At 34.9% G+C, this 19,514-nt stretch carries 15 protein-coding genes and 1 tRNA gene; 12 read left to right on the top strand and 4 right to left on the bottom strand.

Annotation, left to right across the window (positions count from 1 at the left end):
* Positions 1-15 precede the first annotated feature (15 nt).
* From ACRASX_RS10190 to ACRASX_RS10160, 7 genes are all read left to right on the top strand, one after another.
* Positions 16-1,275: a TolC family protein gene (locus tag ACRASX_RS10190; protein ID WP_432221139.1), complete on the top strand. Its 1,260-nt coding sequence runs from the start codon at positions 16-18 to the stop codon at positions 1,273-1,275.
* Between the two features lie 11 nt (positions 1,276-1,286).
* Positions 1,287-2,177: an HlyD family secretion protein gene (locus ACRASX_RS10185; RefSeq protein ID WP_432221138.1), complete on the top strand. Its 891-nt coding sequence runs from the start codon at positions 1,287-1,289 to the stop codon at positions 2,175-2,177.
* A 4-nt stretch (positions 2,178-2,181) separates the two neighbouring features.
* Positions 2,182-3,099, top strand: a complete 918-nt coding sequence (locus ACRASX_RS10180) for an ABC transporter ATP-binding protein (RefSeq protein WP_432221137.1) — start codon at positions 2,182-2,184, stop codon at positions 3,097-3,099.
* A 1-nt stretch (position 3,100) separates the two neighbouring features.
* The gene (locus ACRASX_RS10175) at positions 3,101-3,847 is read left to right on the top strand and encodes an ABC transporter ATP-binding protein (protein ID WP_432221136.1); all 747 of its coding nucleotides are present in this window, start codon (positions 3,101-3,103) and stop codon (positions 3,845-3,847) included.
* A gap of 11 nt (positions 3,848-3,858) precedes the next feature.
* Positions 3,859-4,965 carry an ABC transporter permease gene (locus ACRASX_RS10170; RefSeq protein ID WP_432221135.1) on the top strand — a complete coding sequence of 369 codons (1,107 nt, stop codon included), beginning with the start codon at positions 3,859-3,861 and terminating at the stop codon, positions 4,963-4,965.
* Entirely contained in the window at positions 4,962-6,083 is a 1,122-nt protein-coding gene (locus ACRASX_RS10165; protein ID WP_432221134.1) for an ABC transporter permease, read from the top strand. The genes ACRASX_RS10170 and ACRASX_RS10165 overlap by 4 nt, the downstream gene beginning before the upstream one ends.
* A gap of 204 nt (positions 6,084-6,287) precedes the next feature.
* Positions 6,288-6,361, top strand: a tRNA-Arg gene (locus ACRASX_RS10160).
* Positions 6,362-6,607: 246 nt separating this feature from the next.
* Here ACRASX_RS10160 and ACRASX_RS10155 read toward each other — a convergent pair.
* Positions 6,608-7,486: an AraC family transcriptional regulator gene (locus ACRASX_RS10155; RefSeq protein WP_432221133.1), complete on the bottom strand. Its 879-nt coding sequence runs from the start codon at positions 7,484-7,486 to the stop codon at positions 6,608-6,610.
* 319 nt (positions 7,487-7,805) lie between these two features.
* Here ACRASX_RS10155 and ACRASX_RS10150 point away from each other — a divergent pair, with 319 nt between their 5' ends.
* The 5 genes from ACRASX_RS10150 to ACRASX_RS10130 all read left to right on the top strand — a co-directional run bounded on the left by ACRASX_RS10150 (position 7,806) and on the right by ACRASX_RS10130 (position 14,240).
* Complete coding sequence (locus ACRASX_RS10150) at positions 7,806-9,197, top strand: MFS transporter (protein WP_432221132.1); 1,392 nt, start codon at positions 7,806-7,808, stop codon at positions 9,195-9,197.
* A gap of 25 nt (positions 9,198-9,222) precedes the next feature.
* On the top strand, positions 9,223-10,413 hold the full coding sequence (locus ACRASX_RS10145; protein ID WP_432221131.1) for a glycoside hydrolase family 130 protein: 1,191 nt from the start codon (positions 9,223-9,225) through the stop codon (positions 10,411-10,413).
* Positions 10,414-10,421: 8 nt separating this feature from the next.
* Positions 10,422-11,612: an AGE family epimerase/isomerase gene (locus tag ACRASX_RS10140; protein ID WP_432221130.1), complete on the top strand. Its 1,191-nt coding sequence runs from the start codon at positions 10,422-10,424 to the stop codon at positions 11,610-11,612.
* A gap of 5 nt (positions 11,613-11,617) precedes the next feature.
* Complete coding sequence (locus ACRASX_RS10135) at positions 11,618-12,904, top strand: glycoside hydrolase 5 family protein (RefSeq protein ID WP_432221129.1); 1,287 nt, start codon at positions 11,618-11,620, stop codon at positions 12,902-12,904.
* 190 nt (positions 12,905-13,094) lie between these two features.
* Positions 13,095-14,240, top strand: coding sequence for a glycoside hydrolase family 26 protein (locus ACRASX_RS10130; protein WP_432221128.1), 1,146 nt, complete (start codon positions 13,095-13,097; stop codon positions 14,238-14,240).
* 271 nt (positions 14,241-14,511) lie between these two features.
* Here ACRASX_RS10130 and ACRASX_RS10125 read toward each other — a convergent pair whose 3' ends face one another.
* The 3 genes from ACRASX_RS10125 to ACRASX_RS10115 form a co-directional block, all read right to left on the bottom strand.
* Positions 14,512-16,077: a glycosyl hydrolase gene (locus ACRASX_RS10125; RefSeq protein WP_432221127.1), complete on the bottom strand. Its 1,566-nt coding sequence runs from the start codon at positions 16,075-16,077 to the stop codon at positions 14,512-14,514.
* Positions 16,078-16,180: 103 nt separating this feature from the next.
* Positions 16,181-18,112: a sialate O-acetylesterase gene (locus tag ACRASX_RS10120; protein ID WP_432221126.1), complete on the bottom strand. Its 1,932-nt coding sequence runs from the start codon at positions 18,110-18,112 to the stop codon at positions 16,181-16,183.
* 257 nt (positions 18,113-18,369) lie between these two features.
* Positions 18,370-19,470, bottom strand: coding sequence for a glycoside hydrolase family 26 protein (locus ACRASX_RS10115; protein WP_432221125.1), 1,101 nt, complete (start codon positions 19,468-19,470; stop codon positions 18,370-18,372).
* Positions 19,471-19,514: the final 44 nt, after the last annotated feature.

Raw genomic sequence — 19,514 nt, 5'->3', positions numbered from 1 at the left:
GAAGCACTTTCAATTATGAGAAAAATAATAACAATTGTATTCCTTTTCAACCTTGCTTTTAACGCTACTGCACAGCAACTTGATTTACAAACCTGTCTGGCAAACGTCAATAAAAATTATCCTTTATTGAAACAAAAAGACATTGAAAAAGAAATTAATTCGATTGCCATAACCCGCAACAATGCACAATGGTTGCCGCAAATTTCGGTAAAAGGGCAGGCTTCTTACCAATCTGATGTAACTTCTTTTAATTCGGGCGTAGCTGGTTTCGGAATGAGTCCCATTAGCAAAGACCAATACAAAGCATATCTTGATCTGAATCAGACGTTGTACGATGGCGGAATGACCAATATTAAAAACGACATGCAAGAGTTGTCAATGCAAGTAAATACAAATGCAGTTGAAATTGAAATCAGGAAGATTCGACTTCAAACCCAAAAATTTTTCTTTACTGCATTGTTAGCACAAGAGAATGCAAGCGTTTTAGAAACCAGTAAAGCAGAAATTAGCGAACGCATTAAAGTACAAGAAGCGGGACTGAAATTTGGCACAGTAAGGCAAAGTCAAATCGATATTTTGAAAGTGGAACTGCTAAAACTAGATCAAAATTTAATTCAGAATCACTACAATAAAAAAGCGGCTTTAGCAGTAATTTCATTATTTTCTGGACTTGAAATTAATGACAATACCGACTTAGAAACGCCTGCCGCAATAAATGCAATCGAAAACGATTTTTCAAAAAGATTAGAATTTCAAAATTATGAAATTCAGAAAAACAGCTTAAATAAAAAAGAACAGTTATCCACAAATGGCACATTACCAAAGCTCAGTTTGTTTGGTCAAGGCGGTTACGGAAGACCAGGACTTAATATGCTCAATGACGACTTTGACACTTTTTATATTGTGGGAGCGCGCGTCAATTGGGATATTTCTAGTTTTTACACCTTAAATAAAGATAAAAAAACAACTGAGTATGCGACAGAAAGCATTGAAGTGCAAAAAAAAGTATTGACGACAAACCTGCAAGCGCAAAAACTAAGCTTGGATGCGACTGTTTCTCAATTAACTGAAATGATTGAAAAAGACAAGCAAATTGTTCTTTTAAGAAACAGCATTTCAAAAGTAGCTGCGGTAGAATTAGACAACGGAATTGCAACTGCAACAACTTATCTAATTGAGAAAAACGCAGAAACACAAGCCAAGCAAGCACTGAAAATACATGAAGTACAGCTGATTGCTACTCAACATGAAATTCAAAATTTAACTGGAAACTAAATCCAAATGCAATGAAAAAGTTATTTTCTCTTATTATATTTTTTGTCCTTGTAACGAGTTGTAAAAACAACGCGCCAGAATTTGATGCTTCGGGAACATTTGAGGCCGAAGAAACTATAATCTCAGCGCAAGCGACTGGCGTTATCAAAGAATTACAGTTGGAAGAAGGACAAGAATTAAAAGTAAACCAATATATTGGGTTTATTGACAGCACACAATTATACTTGAAAAAAGTACAACTTCAAAAGCAGATTTCCGCCTTATTAGAAAAAAAACCAAATATTAATGCGCAATTGGCAGCTTATAACGAGCAGCTGAGAACTGCGGTATACGAAAAAAACAGGGTTGCCAATTTGTATGAAGCTGGCGCAGCAACTGCCAAACAAGTAGATGACAGCAAAGCAATAATTTCAGTTATTAACAAGCAAATTGAAGCCCAAAAATCGACTTTGAACATAACGAGAAGCGGAATGGATCAAGATGCAAACCCGCTGCGCATTCAGATTGATCAACTGAATGACCAACTGCAAAAGTGCCAAATTATTAATGAAGTAAATGGTACCGTTTTGAGCAAATATACCGAGGTAAATGAAATGGCCACTCCTGGAAAACAGTTGTACAAAATAGCCGATCTATCCACCATTATCTTGCGCGTTTACATAACTGGCAACCAACTTCCTATCGTAAAATTGAATCAAGTAGTAACGGTGAGCACGGACGATGGAAATGGTGGGTTTCATCAAACCGAAGGCAAAATTATTTGGATAAATGACAAGGCAGAGTTTACGCCAAAAACCATTCAAACCAAAAATGAAAGGGCGAATTTAGTTTATGCCATTAAAGTCAAAGTAAAAAATGACGGGCGCTATAAAATTGGTATGTACGGCGAAATTAAATTTTAATCCCATGGATGATGTAATTGTAAATGGCATTACAAAAACGTACAACAAGCAATCGGTTCTAGCGGTTGATTCGGTTTCTTTTTCTGTAAAAAAAGGAGAGCTTTTTGGACTAATTGGTCCAGATGGTGCCGGCAAAACAAGCATTTTTAGAATCTTAACAACTTTATTACTTCCAGATCATGGATCAGCAACTATCAATGGATTAGATACTACTACAGATTACAAAGAAATTAGAAAAAGAGTCGGTTACATGCCAGGGAAATTCTCTTTGTATCAAGATCTCACCGTCGAAGAGAATTTAAAATTTTTTGCTACTATTTTCAATACTTCAATTGAAGAAAATTATGAATTAATTGAAGAAATATACGTCCAAATAGCACCTTTCAAACACCGACGGGCCGGCAATTTATCAGGCGGAATGAAGCAAAAATTAGCCCTGTGTTGCGCTTTAATTCATAAGCCAACTGTTTTATTTCTGGATGAACCAACCACAGGCGTTGATGCAGTTTCTAGGAAGGAATTCTGGGAAATGTTGCAACGTTTGAAGCAACAAGGAATTACCATATTGGTGTCGACGCCTTACATGGACGAAGCGACATTATGCGACCGAATTGCATTACTACAATCTGGAAAAATAATGTCGATTGACACGCCCAATACTATTATTAAACAATTTTCTGAAGAAATATTTGCCGTAAAAGGTTCTCAAATGAGTGCTTTGTTAAAAGAGTTAAAGGCACACGAAATAGTTCTAAGTTGCTATTCGTTTGGTGAATTTCATCATGTTATTTTTAAGAATGAAGCGCTAAATAATGTTGAAATATTAAGGCAGCATTTAGAAAGAAGTGATTACAATTCAATTGAAATAAAACAAATTGAACCAACTATCGAAGATTGTTTCATCAAACTAATGCAAGCGTAAAATGACAAACGAAGTTGTACTGCATACTGAAAAACTGACCAAACGCTTTGGTGATTTTATTGCTACAAATGAAATTAGTTTTGATGTTTACAAAGGCGAAATTTTTGGGTTTTTGGGTGCAAATGGTGCGGGAAAAACAACGGCGATTAGAATGCTTTGTGGCTTATCTAAGCCTTCGTCTGGTCAAGCTACTATTGCAGGATTTGATATTTATAAAGAAACCGAATCAATTAAAAAAAACATTGGCTACATGAGTCAGAAATTTTCGCTTTATGAAGATTTGACCGTGATAGAAAATATTCGATTTTTTGGTGGAATATATGGTCTGTCGTTCAAACAAATTAGAGAAAAAAGTAAAGAATTAATTGCAAAATTAGGTCTAACCTCTGAATCTAAAAAACTCGTACGCGAATTACCGTTGGGTTGGAAACAGAAATTGGCTTTTTCGGTAGCGATATTGCACGAGCCTCAAATTGTGTTTTTAGACGAACCCACTGGCGGCGTAGATCCAGTAACTAGACGGCAGTTTTGGGATTTAATTTATGAAGCGGCAGATCGTGGGATAACCGTTTTTGTAACCACGCACTATATGGATGAAGCTGAATATTGCAACCGGATTTCGATGATGGTAGATGGAGTAATTGTTGCGCTTGACACGCCAGAAAATTTAAAAAAAGAATACAATGCGACGTCAATGGACGATGTTTTTTTTGAACTTGCCAGAGGCGCACAACGAAAAGCCGATTAAATAATAGCGATATGAAAGAGTTTATTATTTTTATAAAAAAAGAATTTCACCACGTTTTTCGGGACAGCAAAACATTGATCATGCTTTTTGGATTGCCAATCACCATGATTACACTGTTTGGATTTGCCTTAACCAACGAAATTAAAAATTCTAAAATTGTAGTTTGCGATTATGCAAATGATGTGGCTTCGCGAGCCATAACTAACAAACTCGCAGCCAATTCGAGCTTTATTGTGGAACAATCAATAATGTCGCACCGGGAGGTTGAAGATGCCTTTAAAACCGGTGAGATTAAATTAGCCATTATTTTTCCAGCCAACTTCAACAGGGATTTATCGCATCTCAATAAAGCACAAATTCAGATCATTGCTGACGCTTCTGACCCAAATACAGCAACCGCTTTAACCAATTACGCTTCGCAAATAATTATCAATTATCAGCAAGAGATTAATTCGAATCAGAAAATACCGTTTCAAATCATTCCAGAAATGCGCATGTTGTACAATCCGGAATTAAAAGGTGCTCCTAATTTTGTTCCTGGCGTGATGGCATTAGTATTGTTGTTGGTTTGCGTATTGATGACTTCTGTTTCTATAGTTCGCGAAAAAGAAATGGGCACTATGGAAGTTTTACTCGTTTCTCCGCTCAATCCATTTTTGATTATAATTTCAAAAGCGGTGCCTTATTTTCTATTATCCGTTTTAAACTTGATTATCATTTTAATAATGAGCGTTTACTTGCTAGAAATGCCCATCAACGGCAGCATTATTTTATTGATCTTTGAAAGTAGCTTATTTATACTGTGCGCCTTGTCACTCGGATTGCTAATTTCGACTTTGACCAATTCGCAACAGTCGGCGATGCTTATTTCGCTGATGGGCATGTTAATTCCGACGATGCTATTGACTGGTTTTATGTTTCCTATCGAGAATATGCCACTGCCTTTGCAGTTTATGACCAATATAATTCCGTCCAAATGGTATTACATCATCGTAAAATCGATTATGATTAAGGGATTGGGAATTACGGCGATATGGAAAGAAACATTGATCTTGATCGGCATGACGGTGTTTTTATTATTTGTGAGTTTTAAAAAATTTAAAATCAGACTAGAATGAGAGTATTGTTTTTTTTATTGCAAAAAGAATTCAAACAAATTTTTCGGGATAAAGCCTTATTACCGATGATTTTTTTGGCGCCTATCATTCAGCTTTTGGTGATGCCTTTGGCGGCAGATTACGAAATTAAGAACATCAATATTGCTATTGTTGATCACGAGCATTCGACTTATTCTCAAAAACTAATAAATAAAATAACGGCTTCAGGCTATTTTGTATTGTCTGATTACGGCAATTCATTCAACGGTGCTTTTGAGCAAATTGAAAGTGACAAAGCCGATTTAATTTTAGAAATACCAAAAAATTTCGAAAAAGAGTTGAGTCGAGAAGGAAGTCAAAAATTATTCATTGCGGTCAATGCGATCAACGGAACCAAAGCCAATTTGGGCGGCGCATATTTGGCCCGAATTATTGCAGACTTTAATGCTGAAATTCGTTTGGACTGGCGACAACAATCGATACCTTCAAACACGCAAATTATAGAAATTGTGCCATCCAATTGGTACAACCCATTATTGAACTACAGTTATTTTATGGTTCCGGGAATCCTCGCGACCTTGGTAACGATGATTGCGGTTTATATGTGCGCGCTAAACATTGTAAAAGAAAAAGAGATTGGCACCATTGAGCAAATAAACGTTACACCAATCAAGAAAATCTACTTTATTCTAGGAAAATTAATTCCGTTTTGGATCATTGGAAACGTGGTTTTTACCGTTGGTCTATTTATCGTCGCTCGTCTCATTTACGGCATTGTTCCGCTGGGCAGTGTGTTGTTACTATACGGATATTTGGCAGTATTTTTAGTCGATATTTTAGGAATTGGTCTTTTAATCTCAACCTATTCTGAAACGCAGCAACAAGCCATGTCACTCGCTTTTTTTTGTATGATGGTATTTATGTTAATGGGTGGCTTGTTTACGCCTATCGAAAGTATGCCTGAATGGGCTAAGATAATTGCAAATTTAAATCCAGTAACTTACTTTATCGAAGTAATGCGAATGGTTGTTCTTAAAGGAAGTCAATTTGCTGACTTAAAGAAACATTTTTTAATTATGTTTTGTTTTGCACTCTTTTTTAATACTTGGGCCGTTTTAAATTACAAAAAGACCAATTAAAAAAAACGCACGTAATTACCAAACATATTAGTATAAGATGGTTTCACGCGTAAAGGATCTTAAAAATAAAATAATTACCAGAAAATTCATTTATACAAAATACTGACTTTCAAATCAATATAAAAAAAGCGTAACTTTTTTGATAATAATTCAAATTTATTCTTTGAAATCACATAATTATCCCTATATTTGCACCCGCATTAAGGCCTTGTGGCGCAACTGAATAGCGCACTTGATTACGGCTCAAGAGGTTACTGGTTTGAATCCAGTCAAGGTCACAAAACTAAAATCCCATTTCATTACGAAATGGGATTTTTTTATGCCTTTTCCGTATAATTTATAAATTTAAACCTATAAATACACGTAGTTTGTTTGTCTTGTTAGGGTGACTTGACCGGATTCAAACCGCATAGAAAATAAATTTTAAATATTCAATTAAAAAACTTCTTAAGCGGACTTTATAGGCTTCTTTATTAAAACAATATCTAAAAATTCTGATTAGAGTTTTAAATAAAAATATAATGCTATAAAATTCTTTTCACTCCAAAAAACTCCTCTTTGTACTGACTTGGCGTACATTTTTTAATGGATTTGAATGTTCTATTAAAATTAGCAATATTATTAAATCCAGACTTGTATGCTACTTCAGAAATACTCATGTCGTTTTCTACCAACCAGCGCGCAGCATAACCTATACGAATTTCATTTAAGTAATTAACTAACGTTTTACCAGTTCGTTTTTTGATAAATCGATTGAAAGAAATAGTAGACATGTTGGCTATTTTAGATATGTCTTCGAGCGTAATTTTTTCAGAAAAATTCTCTTGAACGTATTCGTAGATTATTTTCATTTTATCATAATCTTCAAACTTATCATAATCTACAGTGTAGCTTGACAGTAATTGCTGATTTCTTGAAATGGCTAAATCGTATAGAATGGAAGTAATTTCTAAAAAGTAATCCATTCCGTCCATCTTAGACAGTTTGATCAAGCGTGGCATTAAGTCTTGTGCTGTTTTCTCAGAGAACAAAATTCCATGAATCGAACGATTAAACATTTCATTAATTGGTGCCAAGATTCGGCGCGACAGCAATTTTTCTGGAAATAGATCATTATGAAATTGAATCGTTATTTCATGAACTTTTTCGCTCTTACATTTATGAAGTTGCCAACCGTGGTACAAATTTGGGCCGATAAGAACTAGTTCAATTTCGCCAATCTCATCAATATGATCTCCTACTACTCGCTTTACTCCTTTTGCATTTAAGATAAAATTTATTTCGAACTCAGGATGATAGTGCACCGGAAAATCAAAACTATCTTTTATTCGATCAAAAACCAAAAAACTATCTTCAGAAGAAAGTGGTGCAATTTCTCGGTAAAAATTCTCAGATTTAGTCATCTTATAATTATTTTATTAATGAAAGTATACGTTTTGCAATAATATGATATATAATTGATAATTTAATATTAATCGCTAAACTAACATACTATTATCTTTGAAAACTTAAAGTATAAAGAATTTAATTACTAGTCTCGTAAAAAAAATGACAATAATAAAAGAAATGTTAAAAAGTTAATATTGATTTTTAACAAAGTATAGCCGTTTATAATGTACATGACTGAATTTTGACAAAAAAATATTATTGCAATTTTTATCTCTTTTATAGAGCTTCAATCAAAATAAAATACCAACCTGCTTAAAACCCAAAAATTAAAAAATGGAAAACAAAATTACATTAAAAGAAAAAATTGGCTACGGTCTTGGAGATGCTGCATCTTCAATGTTTTGGAAAATATTTAGCATGTATCTTTTGTTTTTTTACACAGACGTTTTTGGCCTAGCGCCGGCTGTTGTAGGTACAATGTTTTTAATTACACGTATTTGGGATTCATGTTTTGATCCTGTGGTGGGTATTATTGCCGATCGTACCAAAACAAAATGGGGAAAATTTAGACCGTATCTTTTGTGGACTGCTATTCCATTTGCCATTATTGGAGTGCTTACTTTTTATACTCCTGATTTTGATGAAAAAGGAAAAATCATTTATGCCTACATCACCTATTCTGCTATGATGATGATTTATTCTTTGATTAACGTGCCTTATGCATCATTATTAGGAGTTATGTCTTCGGATCGAAAGGAAAGAAACACGCTTTCATCGTACCGAATGGTATTTGCATTTGGAGGAAGTCTATTAGCGCTTTGGCTTATCGAACCTTTGGTTACTTATTTTGGCGGAAGTCTTAATTCGAAAACAGGGTGGTTAGCTGCAATAAGTATTTTTGGAGTAATAACAACTGTATTTTTTTGGGGCTGTTTTTTCTTCACAAAAGAACGAGTTAAACCAATTGCAAACGAAGAAAATAACTTAAAACAAGATTTAAAAGATTTATTAGCAAACAAACCATGGTGGATTTTATTGGGAGCAGGAATCGCAGCATTAGTATTTAATTCGATACGAGATGGTGCGGCAATTTACTACTTTAAATATTTTATCAATAGTGCTGAAAATTTTGATTTCAACTTATTTGGAAGCGATTTTCACATGACACCTACATCAATATACTTGGTTTTAGGTCAAGCAGCAAACATCATCGGAGTAATTATTGCCACCCCAATTGCAAACAAAATTGGAAAGAAAAAAACCTTTTTTGTAGCGATGGTACTTGCGGCAATACTAAGTGTGATTTTCTACTTTTTTGGAAGACAAGATGTAATGCTAATTATGATTTTTCAGGTTTTAATAAGCATTTGTGCCGGTAGTATATTCCCGCTTATTTGGTCTATGTATGCCGATAGCGCCGATTATTCTGAATGGAAGCAAGGCCGACGAGCAACTGGTTTGGTTTTCTCGGCTTCATCGATGTCACAAAAATTTGGCTGGACTATTGGTGGTGCTGGAACAGGCTGGCTTTTAGCTTATTATGGTTTTCAAGCCAATGTAGAACAAAGCGCTTTTACTCAAAACGGTATTCAACTTATGCTTAGCATATTACCTGCAATTGCTGCAGTATTTTCAGTATTATTCATTTTATTTTATCCTTTATCCGAAGAAAAACTACAAGTAATCGAGCAGGATCTAAATGAAAGAAGAAATCAAACAAATTAATTAAGAGATATAGAAATCAATTGATATGACAACAATGACTACTACAACCGCTTTTCATGATAGAAAAGTCGCATTAGAAAAAGAGCACACAGCACTTGTTGAGCAAAAAAATTCTCCGCAAAAATGTGTAGGAAACGGAATCTTTGAGCGTTACACTAACCCCGTGATCACTGCAAGTCACATTCCTTTAGATTGGCGTTTTGATTTTAATCAAACTACTAATCCGTTTTTTGAAGAACGAATTGGCATAAATGCCACTTTTAACGCTGGAGCTTTAAAATGGAAAGACAAATATATTCTTGCCGTAAGAGTAGAAGGAATTGACAGAAAATCATTTTTTGCGATTGCTGAAAGTCCAAACGGAATAGATAATTTTAAATTCTGGGAAAAGCCATGTGTGATTCCGCAAACTAACGAACCCGATACCAACGTGTACGACATGCGTTTGATTCAGCATGAAGATGGATGGATTTACGGTATTTTTTGTACCGAACGCAAAGATCCAAACGCACCAAAAGGCGATACTAGTGCCGCAATTGCAAATGCCGGAATTGTACGTTCGAAAGATTTGGTACAGTGGGAACGATTGCCCGATTTAATTTCGAAAACTGGACAGCAGCGTAATGTGGTATTACATCCAGAGTTTGTAAACGGAAAATATGCACTATATACACGTCCACAAGATGGTTTTATCGATGTAGGTAACGGTGGTGGAATTGGTTTGGGGTATATTGAAGATATGACAAACCCTGTGGTTAATGAAGAAAAAATTATTTTCAGCAAACAATATCATACTATTTATGAGCTAAAAAATGGGCTAGGTCCTGCTCCAATTAAAACAGATAAAGGTTGGTTGCACCTAGCGCACGGTGTTCGAAATACTGCTGCTGGATTGCGTTACACTTTGTATATGTTTATGACTGATTTAAAAGACATTACAAAAGTAACTCACGTTCCTGCTGGGCACTTTATGGCCCCTGAAGAAATTGAAAGAGTTGGAGATGTCTCGAATGTCTTGTTTTCGAATGGATGGATTGTAGACAATGACGGAAAAGTATTTATTTATTATGCGTCATCAGATACCAGAATGCACGTCGCCGTTTCTTCTGTTAAGCAATTACTAGATTACGTGACAAGTGCACCCGAAGACACTTTTACTTCGGCTGGATCAGTTCAGACCATCATCAATTTAATTGAAAAAAATAACGCTATATAATTATAACTGTGTCAGAAAAAACCATACAACTAAAATCAGAACTATCACTTGAACTTAATTCCATATTAAAGTATTGGTCGACAAAAACCATTGATACTAAAAATGGAGGCTTTATAGGTCAAATCGATGCTGACGAAAACCAGTTGTTTGCAACCGAAAAAGGTTCTGTTTTACATGCTCGTATTTTGTGGACCTTTTCAGCTGCTTTTCAGACTACCAATAACAAAGAACACAAAGAACTAGCCACTCGAGCTTTTGAGTTTCTGTCAACTTATTTTTATGACGCAGAATTTGGCGGTTTATTTTGGAGTATCAATGCCGATTGCAGTCCAAAAGATACCAAAAATCAGATATACGCCTTGGCGTTTGCCATTTATGGACTATCTGAATATTATAAGATTAGTTCAAATGAAAAAGCATTATCCATTGCTAAAAATTTGTATTTAAAAATTCAAAAATACAGTTATGATCCAATAAACAGCGGTTATCTGGAAGCTTTTACAAGAGATTGGCAACCCATAGACGACTTGCGTTTGAGCGATAAAGATGCCAACGAGAAAAAAACCATGAACACTCATTTGCATATTGTAGAAGCGTATGCAAATTTGTACCAAGTCTGGCAAGATGAGACGCTTAGAAATGACACCGTCGAACTATTAAACACAATCGAAACCCATTTTATCAACAGAGAAACGGGTCACTTACATTTGTTTTTTGATGAAAATTGGATCGAGAAACCAGATGTTATTTCATACGGCCATGATATAGAAGCAGCGTGGCTTTTGCTGCAATGTTCCGAAATTACTGAAAATAAAGAGCTAATTAAATCCTATACGCAACATGCCCTTAAAATGGCAGAGGCGACCCAAGAAGGAATTGATACTGATGGTGGCTTATGGTATGAATTTGATCCAGAAGCTAACGAATTAATTGCAGAGAAACATTGGTGGGTTCAAGCAGAAGCCTTGATCGGTTTTTACAATGCGTATCAATTAACTAATGACCAAAAATACCTAGACCTTGTTCTGAATAATTGGAATTTCATTAAAAAATATATTTTAGACGCTAAAAACGGAGAATGGTTTTGGGGAATAAACGGCGACTACTCGCTTATCAAAAAAGACAAAGCGGGCTTCTGGAAATGTCCGTATCATAATAGTCGAGCCTGTCTCGAATTAATTAATCGTATAAAAAATTAAAAATTATGAAAAACGGATTGCTTAAATTAAGTGGACTTTTTTTACTATCAATCATGATTTCTTGTCAAGCACAAGAAAAAATCACGGTAAAAGGTACTCAATTTTATAAGGGAGATAAACAATACGCTTACATTGGAACCAATTATTGGTACGGAAGTATGCTGGCTTCTAAAAAAATAGGCGATCGTAAAAGATTGCTTCGTGAATTGGATTTAATGCAAAAAAACGGCATTGATAATTTGCGAATTTTAGTAGGTGCAGAAGGTGGAAAATATGATATGACTGCTCGTCCAGCGCTACAATACGAGGAAGGAAAATATGACGAAGACTTACTTGACGGTTTAGACTTTTTATTGGCAGAAATGGGCAAACGTAAAATGTACGCCGTATTATACTTAACTAATAACTGGGAATGGTCCGGCGGATTAGCACAATATCTAGAATGGAATGGAAAAGGCGTCGTTCCTGTGCCCAATGTCAATGGAGTGAAATGGTCTGAATTCATGAACTATACCGAACAGTTTCATAGCTGCGAGCCTTGCATGGAATCATTGAACAACTACGTTCGTTTTATTATTGCAAGAACAAATACGTATACTAATAAAAAATATATCGACGATAATACTATTATGGCTTGGCAAGTTGCAAACGAACCGCGTCCCTTATCTCAAAAAAATGAAGTTAAATTTAATACTTGGATAAATACTATTGTAGATTTAATTAAAACTTTAGATCCTAATCATTTAGTTTCTACAGGTTCTGAAGGAAAAGCGGGCTCTAATGACAGTATTGACGTATTTGAGAAAAGTCATTTAAATCCTAATATCGATTATTTAACCATGCACATCTGGCCAAAAAACTGGAGATGGTTTGATGCTAATGATGCTGAAAAAACAATGCCTGTGGCACTAGAAAATGCTAAGAAATATATTGATGAGCACATTGAAGTTGCTACTACGCTCAACCGACCAATTATTGTGGAAGAGTTTGGTTTGCCAAGAGACCACGAAAAATTAACCGTAGGTACAGCTGTTAAATACAGAGATATTTTTTACGATTATGTTTTTAGCAGAGTTTTAGAAAGCAAAAATAATAATGGACCCTTACAAGGAGCAAACTTTTGGGGATTTGGCGGAGAAGGAAAAGCTGTTAATCCCGAAGGAAAATGGAATCCTGGAGATCCTTTAACTACAGATCCACCACAAGAGCCACAAGGCTTTAACTCCGTTTTTTCGGGTGATACCTCTACTTTAAAAATCATTAAAAAGCACAATGATTTCCTTAAAAAATAGTGTAAAATTACTCCCACAGACCAACGTTCTTTAAGAGTTTCAAAAGCAACAGCGACTCATACAAGCTATTGACGATAGATAAAAATTCAAACTAAAAAATGATGGCGTTTTTAACTCCATCATTTTTTTTTAATGAGTATTCATGTCTATATTTTCTGTAGCAAACAAAACTAACTAATTAATTTAAAAGATGAAAAATAAAATACTATTATCGTTTACGGCCATAGCATTGTCAACAATAACAAACTCTCAAGTTAATCCAAAGGCCACTCAAAAAGTAAAAAATCTTTACGGTAATTTAAAAGAAATAGCATGGGACTCTAAAGAAGTCCTTTTTGGTCAAGAATTTTTTAATAGCTACCGTTGGCCCGAAAACAATTTTGATGATCCAAATGTATCGGATGTAAAGACGGTCACCGGGCAGCACCCAGCTGTTTTGGGGCAGGACTTTGACTATTACAATCAGAAGACCGCCGAGGAAGTTGAAAGACATACCAAAGCTGTAAAAAGAGCCTACGAATTGGGTTGTGTAATTACATTCGACTATCACATGCACAGTAAAAATCATGCTTCTACCCTATTTGAAGAATCAGATAAATTGTTGATGTATAATATTGGTGAGCAGAATGATAGCAATGGCGAAGTTACTTGGTTAAAAGCCGAATTGGACAAAGCAATTAAGATTATCAACGACTTAAATATGCCTATTGTTTTTCGTCCTTTTCACGAAATGAACGGCAATTGGTTTTGGTGGGGTAGCAAAGCAGATGGTGGAGCTGAATCGTACATAAAAATGTATCAGTTTACAGTAGATTATGTAAATGCGAGAACTAATAATGTTTTGTGGGAATGGTCGCCAAATTTGCCGTTTACAGAAAAATATTATCCAGGAGATAAATATGTTGATGTAGTTGGAGTAGATATGTACGACCAAGGAAATGAAGGCTACAGATCTTTTGATGACATGGTAAGTCAGTTGGAAGAAATGAGTGACTTCTCATTAAAACATGATAAAATTCCTGTATTTTCAGAAGTAGGTAATCGCATCACCAGTCCAGATCAAAAGCCAAACTGGTGGTCAGACATAGATGAAAAAATTCAGGCTAGTGATCGCGCTTTCAAAATTGCGTGGATGTTAACGTGGATTAATCAACCTTGGGGAAACCCACCGTATGTTGCGCATGGAGCGAGCTCAGAAGAAGCTAAAAAAGGATTGAACAACTTTGTAAATAGTTCGACCATTTTAATGCAACCAGAAGCAGCTAAACGAAATATGTATGACCAATCAAAGTGGACTACAGCAAAAAGCAACGCGCTAAAAAAAGATTCCAAATAGAATTTTTCTATCATTATTTTTTAAACTAAAACTTTATTGAAATGCGTTTCAATAAAGTTTTTTTTATGACGAAACTTTAAAACATAAATACATTTGACACTAAATTAACTACTTTTAAATAGCGTAAAATCAGTGCTACAACTAGTTTCATTTCTCATAAAAAGTGCTAGAAGTCGCTTAAACATCGTAGAAAAAAATCCTAATTGATGACATAATAAAAAAGCCATTTCGCTAAACGAAATGGCTTTTTAAAATTAATTACTGATCTGCGTTATTGCGGTAGTTTATACATATTAGGTAGTTTGTTTAGTAAAACAACCTTGTCCTTTCTAGTAAATTGCACAAAATCATTTTCATACGGACTACTAGAAATTGGGGTAGAATAGGAATCGCTACCATTGTTCCAGAAAGCCATATATGAAATCTCAATATTATTATCAGTCATTGCTCTGTAATAATTATTAGTGTATAAATTGCTAATAAAGGTCGCAGGTGCCGAAGGTTTTATTATGTATCCTGTCTCCGTTAAAGCAGCAATTTTAACGCGTTCTTTTGCTAATTTAGAAATGATTTGCAATTTTTTATTTGCATTATTAACTCCTGATTCTCCTTTATTTTTAAAATCTTCATAATCATCAAAACCTAATACATCAACAAAAGCATCTCCCGGATATCTACTTAAATATTCACTTTCAGAATTCCATCCTTGATCAGGAGAAAAAGCAAATAATAAATTCTTAACTCCTAAAACATCACGCAAATAGGTAACCGTAAATTGATAGTTTTGTTTAAATTCTGCTGGTGTACAATAAGCTGCTCCCCACCAAAACCAATTCCCATCAAATTCGTGCCATGGTCTAAAAATTACTGGAATCAATTTTCCATCAGAGCCTTTTAAATTTTTAAAAACTTGACCTACTTTATCTAATTTCTTTTTGTAATATTCATGATTCTCGCCGCCTACCAAGATGCTTTTAAAAGCCTTACTTTTGATAGTTGCTGACATTGTTTCTGTAGAAAAAACTTTTCCTTCATAAGGTTCTCTAATGTGCCAGCTAAAGGTGTTGATCATTCCGCGATCATATGCTCTAACTGCCCCTTCGATAATCATTTTTTCTTGACCATAATACCAATTTCCTTCTTCACCCGTATTTTGATCATCCGTTATAAACATAAAATCTAATCCGTTTAAACCAGGATCATTTCCAGTAATCTTTTTAATATCTGTATTTCCAGGAGTAGCAGTTTGATAGTTACTGATCATAGCATCTTGCTGTCCTAAAATAAAAGAAGTTTTTGCTATTTTTTTGAGATTATAAAAAAGAGCAACGGTCTCATCGGTAGCATTTTTATCTACCATATACGATCTCGTTTCTCCCGGTTTTAAGTCTACAATGATAGCACCATCTTTAATGGTAATAACTGCTGAGGTTTCAGTACCAAGCAAAACATTCGCATTATTATCGATGCTAATAGTTGCTACAACCGTCTCGTCTCCTTCGACAATTTGATCTGCTAAAATTTCTATCGGAAGCACAACTAAAGTACTTTTGGCTGGAATCAGTATTGTACTTCCAATTAGTTTATAATCTTCCCCATTTTTAGCAGTACCCGATAATTTTAAATTTAAAATTGTTTCTGTCGCAACCGATTTAGATAATTTAAGTGTAAACTCTCCATTTGTCGCAGGCTCCATCGCCGTTGCAAGTGTGGCAACAATACTAGCCATTGCTTTTTGCGTTGCAGGCGGTGCAACAGGTTCATCTCCACTTGATGAACAATTGTAGAACACCAATAAGGCAGCACACAATCCTAAAGATTTTAAATAATTTTTCATTTCTTTGTTATTTAGTTTGGTCTATATTAAAATTAAATCAGCCAATTCATTCGGAAAAAAGAACATTTTAAGCCCAGCAATTTCTAATCAATCTATTGCGTCTTTACTTTTTTTCGAAATGTAGCGGATAATTATCTGTTCGAAAAGGCGCAGCAGGCAGACCTTCTTTATTGTAAATATTTCCGTCTGGACTGTTGGCCCAATTGTATCGAACTTCCGTTGGATTTTTTACGCTTTCGCTATATAAAAGCAGTGTGTTTCCTTTTTGAATGCCTTTTGCCCAATAAAACACTTTATCTTCTCCGGCAATCGCAAAACCTTTTACTTCTTGCTTGTCATCTTTTACCAGCAAACCTGATCCGATATTCTTAAATTCTATTTTAATTTGATTATTTTCAATATGCTTTTTATAAAAAGTCGGACCAGAATAAATGATCTTTGGATCATTGTAAATTACTTTTTGAGCAGCTAAAGCTAATCTTTGACCAACATCCTTTTTGTTTTTTGGATGAATGTCATGTACATCGCCAATGTCTATGGTAACTGCCATACCTGTTTTAGGCAATTGCAAGGCTAAACTCTGTGCTTCTCGTAAAGCAGCCCACTGATAATCAGCAGGTTGTTTTTGGTTTTCCATGTAGTTGGCAAGCTGTACAAAAAGAAACGGAATTTCTGATTTCCACTTAGAACGCCAACCTTTTATCATCGCAGGAAAAAGTGAACGATATTGCTCGGGTTTGTCTGCATTTGATTCTCCTTGGTACCAAATAATTCCTTTCAAAGGATATGGAATCAAAGGAGCAATCATCGCGCTATAAATTGTACTTGGAACAGAATTAAAGGAAATGTGAGCTGGAGTTTCTTTTTCAATTGTAGTATTAAATTTCCAATCGCCAACAATCTCTTTTTTAAAACCTAGTTCGTTTTTAAGAGTAATTACTTGCCCTGGCATGCCAATAAAGCCACTCCACATTTGAAAAAATTTAATTGCGATTTGATTGCTTCCTTTTTTTAAAACATATTTAGGAATTAAAAAAGTAGTGCCTTCGTCTGAATTTTCTCTGTTTGTAATTTCAGTACCATTTACATACACCTTTACATCAACATTCAATTTTCCCAAAAAAAGAGATGAAATTTGTTCTGTAGCAAAGCTAGAATCCAGTTCTATTTTTTTTCGAAACCAAATCGAATTGCCATATTTATCACCTCTGCCGACTTTCTGTAATTCAAACGGAAAATCGGTAATACTCCAGCTTTCGTCTGCATACTGGTTTAAGTTCACGCCCAATTCAACTCCTCGATTGCTTTGTTTAAAAGCCTTAATATTATTCTGGTACTCAATATAACTTTTATGCCAATCCTTACCCGTTTTTAAATCGGCTACAGCTTCTTTAAATTCTGGAAACTGTTGTAAAGATTCTGGATCTGTCCATCCTTCTGCACTAGAACCGCCCCATGATGATACGATCACTCCTATCGGAATTTTATTTTTTTGATATAAATCTTTCGCAAAGAAATAAGCGACTGCCGAAAAATTTCCAGCACTTTCTGGACTTACAGCAGTCCATTTTCCTTCAACATCCTCTACTGCAGTGTTTGACACATTTATAGGAACTTTAAAATAATGAATGTTTGGAAAATGGGCTTTACTAATCTCTGAAGTACTATTTTCTAAAGAGTTGTTCGTAAATTCCATATTGGATTGGCCACTTGCCAAAAAAACATCGCCAATTAAAATGTTATTCAACGTAATTTTATTCTTGCCTTCCAACGTCATAACAAAAGGTCCACCAGCTGGAACTGCCTTTAATTCTAACTTCCATTTACCATCTTTTCCTGTTTTAGTTTCATATTTGGCGCCTAAAAATTGTACCGTAACATTTTCTCCTACATCCGCCCAACCCCAAATAGGAATTTTAACATCGCGTTGCAACACCATATAATCACTTACTAGATTGGGTAATTTTATAGCGGCGCTACTTAGTTTTGGTGTGAGAAAACAAAGGATGACAATTGTGAGAAGAAGTCGTTTCATGTTGTGTTATTTTTTACTTCAGGTAAATCTTTTGATTCATAATTTTGCAGGAAAGTTCGAGCGTAGCTTATCTTTTTTTAGAAGCTCTCCATTGATATTGGTTTTTATCTTTTTTGAAAAGAAAGGGTATCACCATCATTTAATTTCAACTAATCCAGCGATAAACTGTTGGATAGCTTTCTCGAATTTTTCGTGGTTTGAATATAAACTGCATGAAATGCTGCATCCTTTCAAATCAGCTGCAAACACATAATCGCTTATTTCTTTTGGTAAATTTTTTCGGCGGTTAATTCTTTCTGAAATAATACTTTCGGATTTTTATAAAATTCTTCAAAATCCTTGGCGCTAGTTTGTCCTGGATACGGCACGTAATAATGGTCTGGTCGACCGTTTCTCCATAATAAAACATACGATAAATTTGCCTCTTCAATAGTTGGAAACAATACTTCTGTCCACCATTTTGGATCAGGAATTTGCTCGCTACCAATTTCAGTTAACGCCATTAATTTGTTGTGTTCCTTACCCACTTCATTTAATATGGCTAAAGTCTTTTTTAATCCTTGAGAAAAAGTTGCTCCGTCTACAGAACTCATGTGATAGGCATCTACACCAATAATATCAACATAACGATCTCCTGGATAGCGCTCTAAAAACTCTCCTTTAGTTTTAACTTCAGAAGTTGAAAAGGCGTACAAAGCATTTGTAACTCCTTTACTTTTTAAGTAATCTAAAGTAAGACACCAAAATTTCTTGAAATCTTCTGGACTTGTTTGTTTTTTACCCCACCAAAACCAGCTTCCTGTTAGTTCGTGCAATGGGCGATAAATTACTGGAATCGTGTTGCCATTTTCATCTTTTAAACTAATTAAAAATTCTGCAACCTTATCTAAGTCCTTATGGTATTCTGCCATAAATTTTGGCTCTTTTAGCAAGTGTTTGATCGTTGCTGTGGTGTCCCAAGCCGTTTTTCTGTTGTACGGGCTTGTACCGTGCCAACTGAATGTATTAATTCCACCTCTTTTGTATACTTCAAGAGCGTACTGCTTCATTTTACTAAATGGAACTCCATCAAGATTGATGGTATCACCTAATTCGATATGGCCTAAATCCCAGCCGTAAACTGCAGGATAATCGCCAACAACACGTTTAACATCTGAATTACCGTCTTCGTAAGCCCAACCATTTCCGTACGCTAAGTCGTCTTGATGACCAAATAAAACTCCTTTTTTTGTTAAGCTTTTTAAATTTTCTAAAAGCACATCGGCTTGAGCCAACTCATTAGAAACTGCATCACTTTTTTTGTCTTTGCAAGATGCGAAAAGCACAATTGCAAGAATCAACACACTAAAATTCTTCATTTTACATAAAATTTTAAAATGATAAAGAAGAAAAGCGTTTGTAT

It is taken from the genome of Flavobacterium sp. TMP13 (genome assembly GCF_050847115.1).
Taxonomy (GTDB): Bacteria; Bacteroidota; Bacteroidia; order Flavobacteriales; family Flavobacteriaceae; genus Flavobacterium.
The sequence above is the reverse complement of the archived record's forward strand: the minus strand, read 5'-3'. Positions and strand labels throughout refer to the sequence as shown.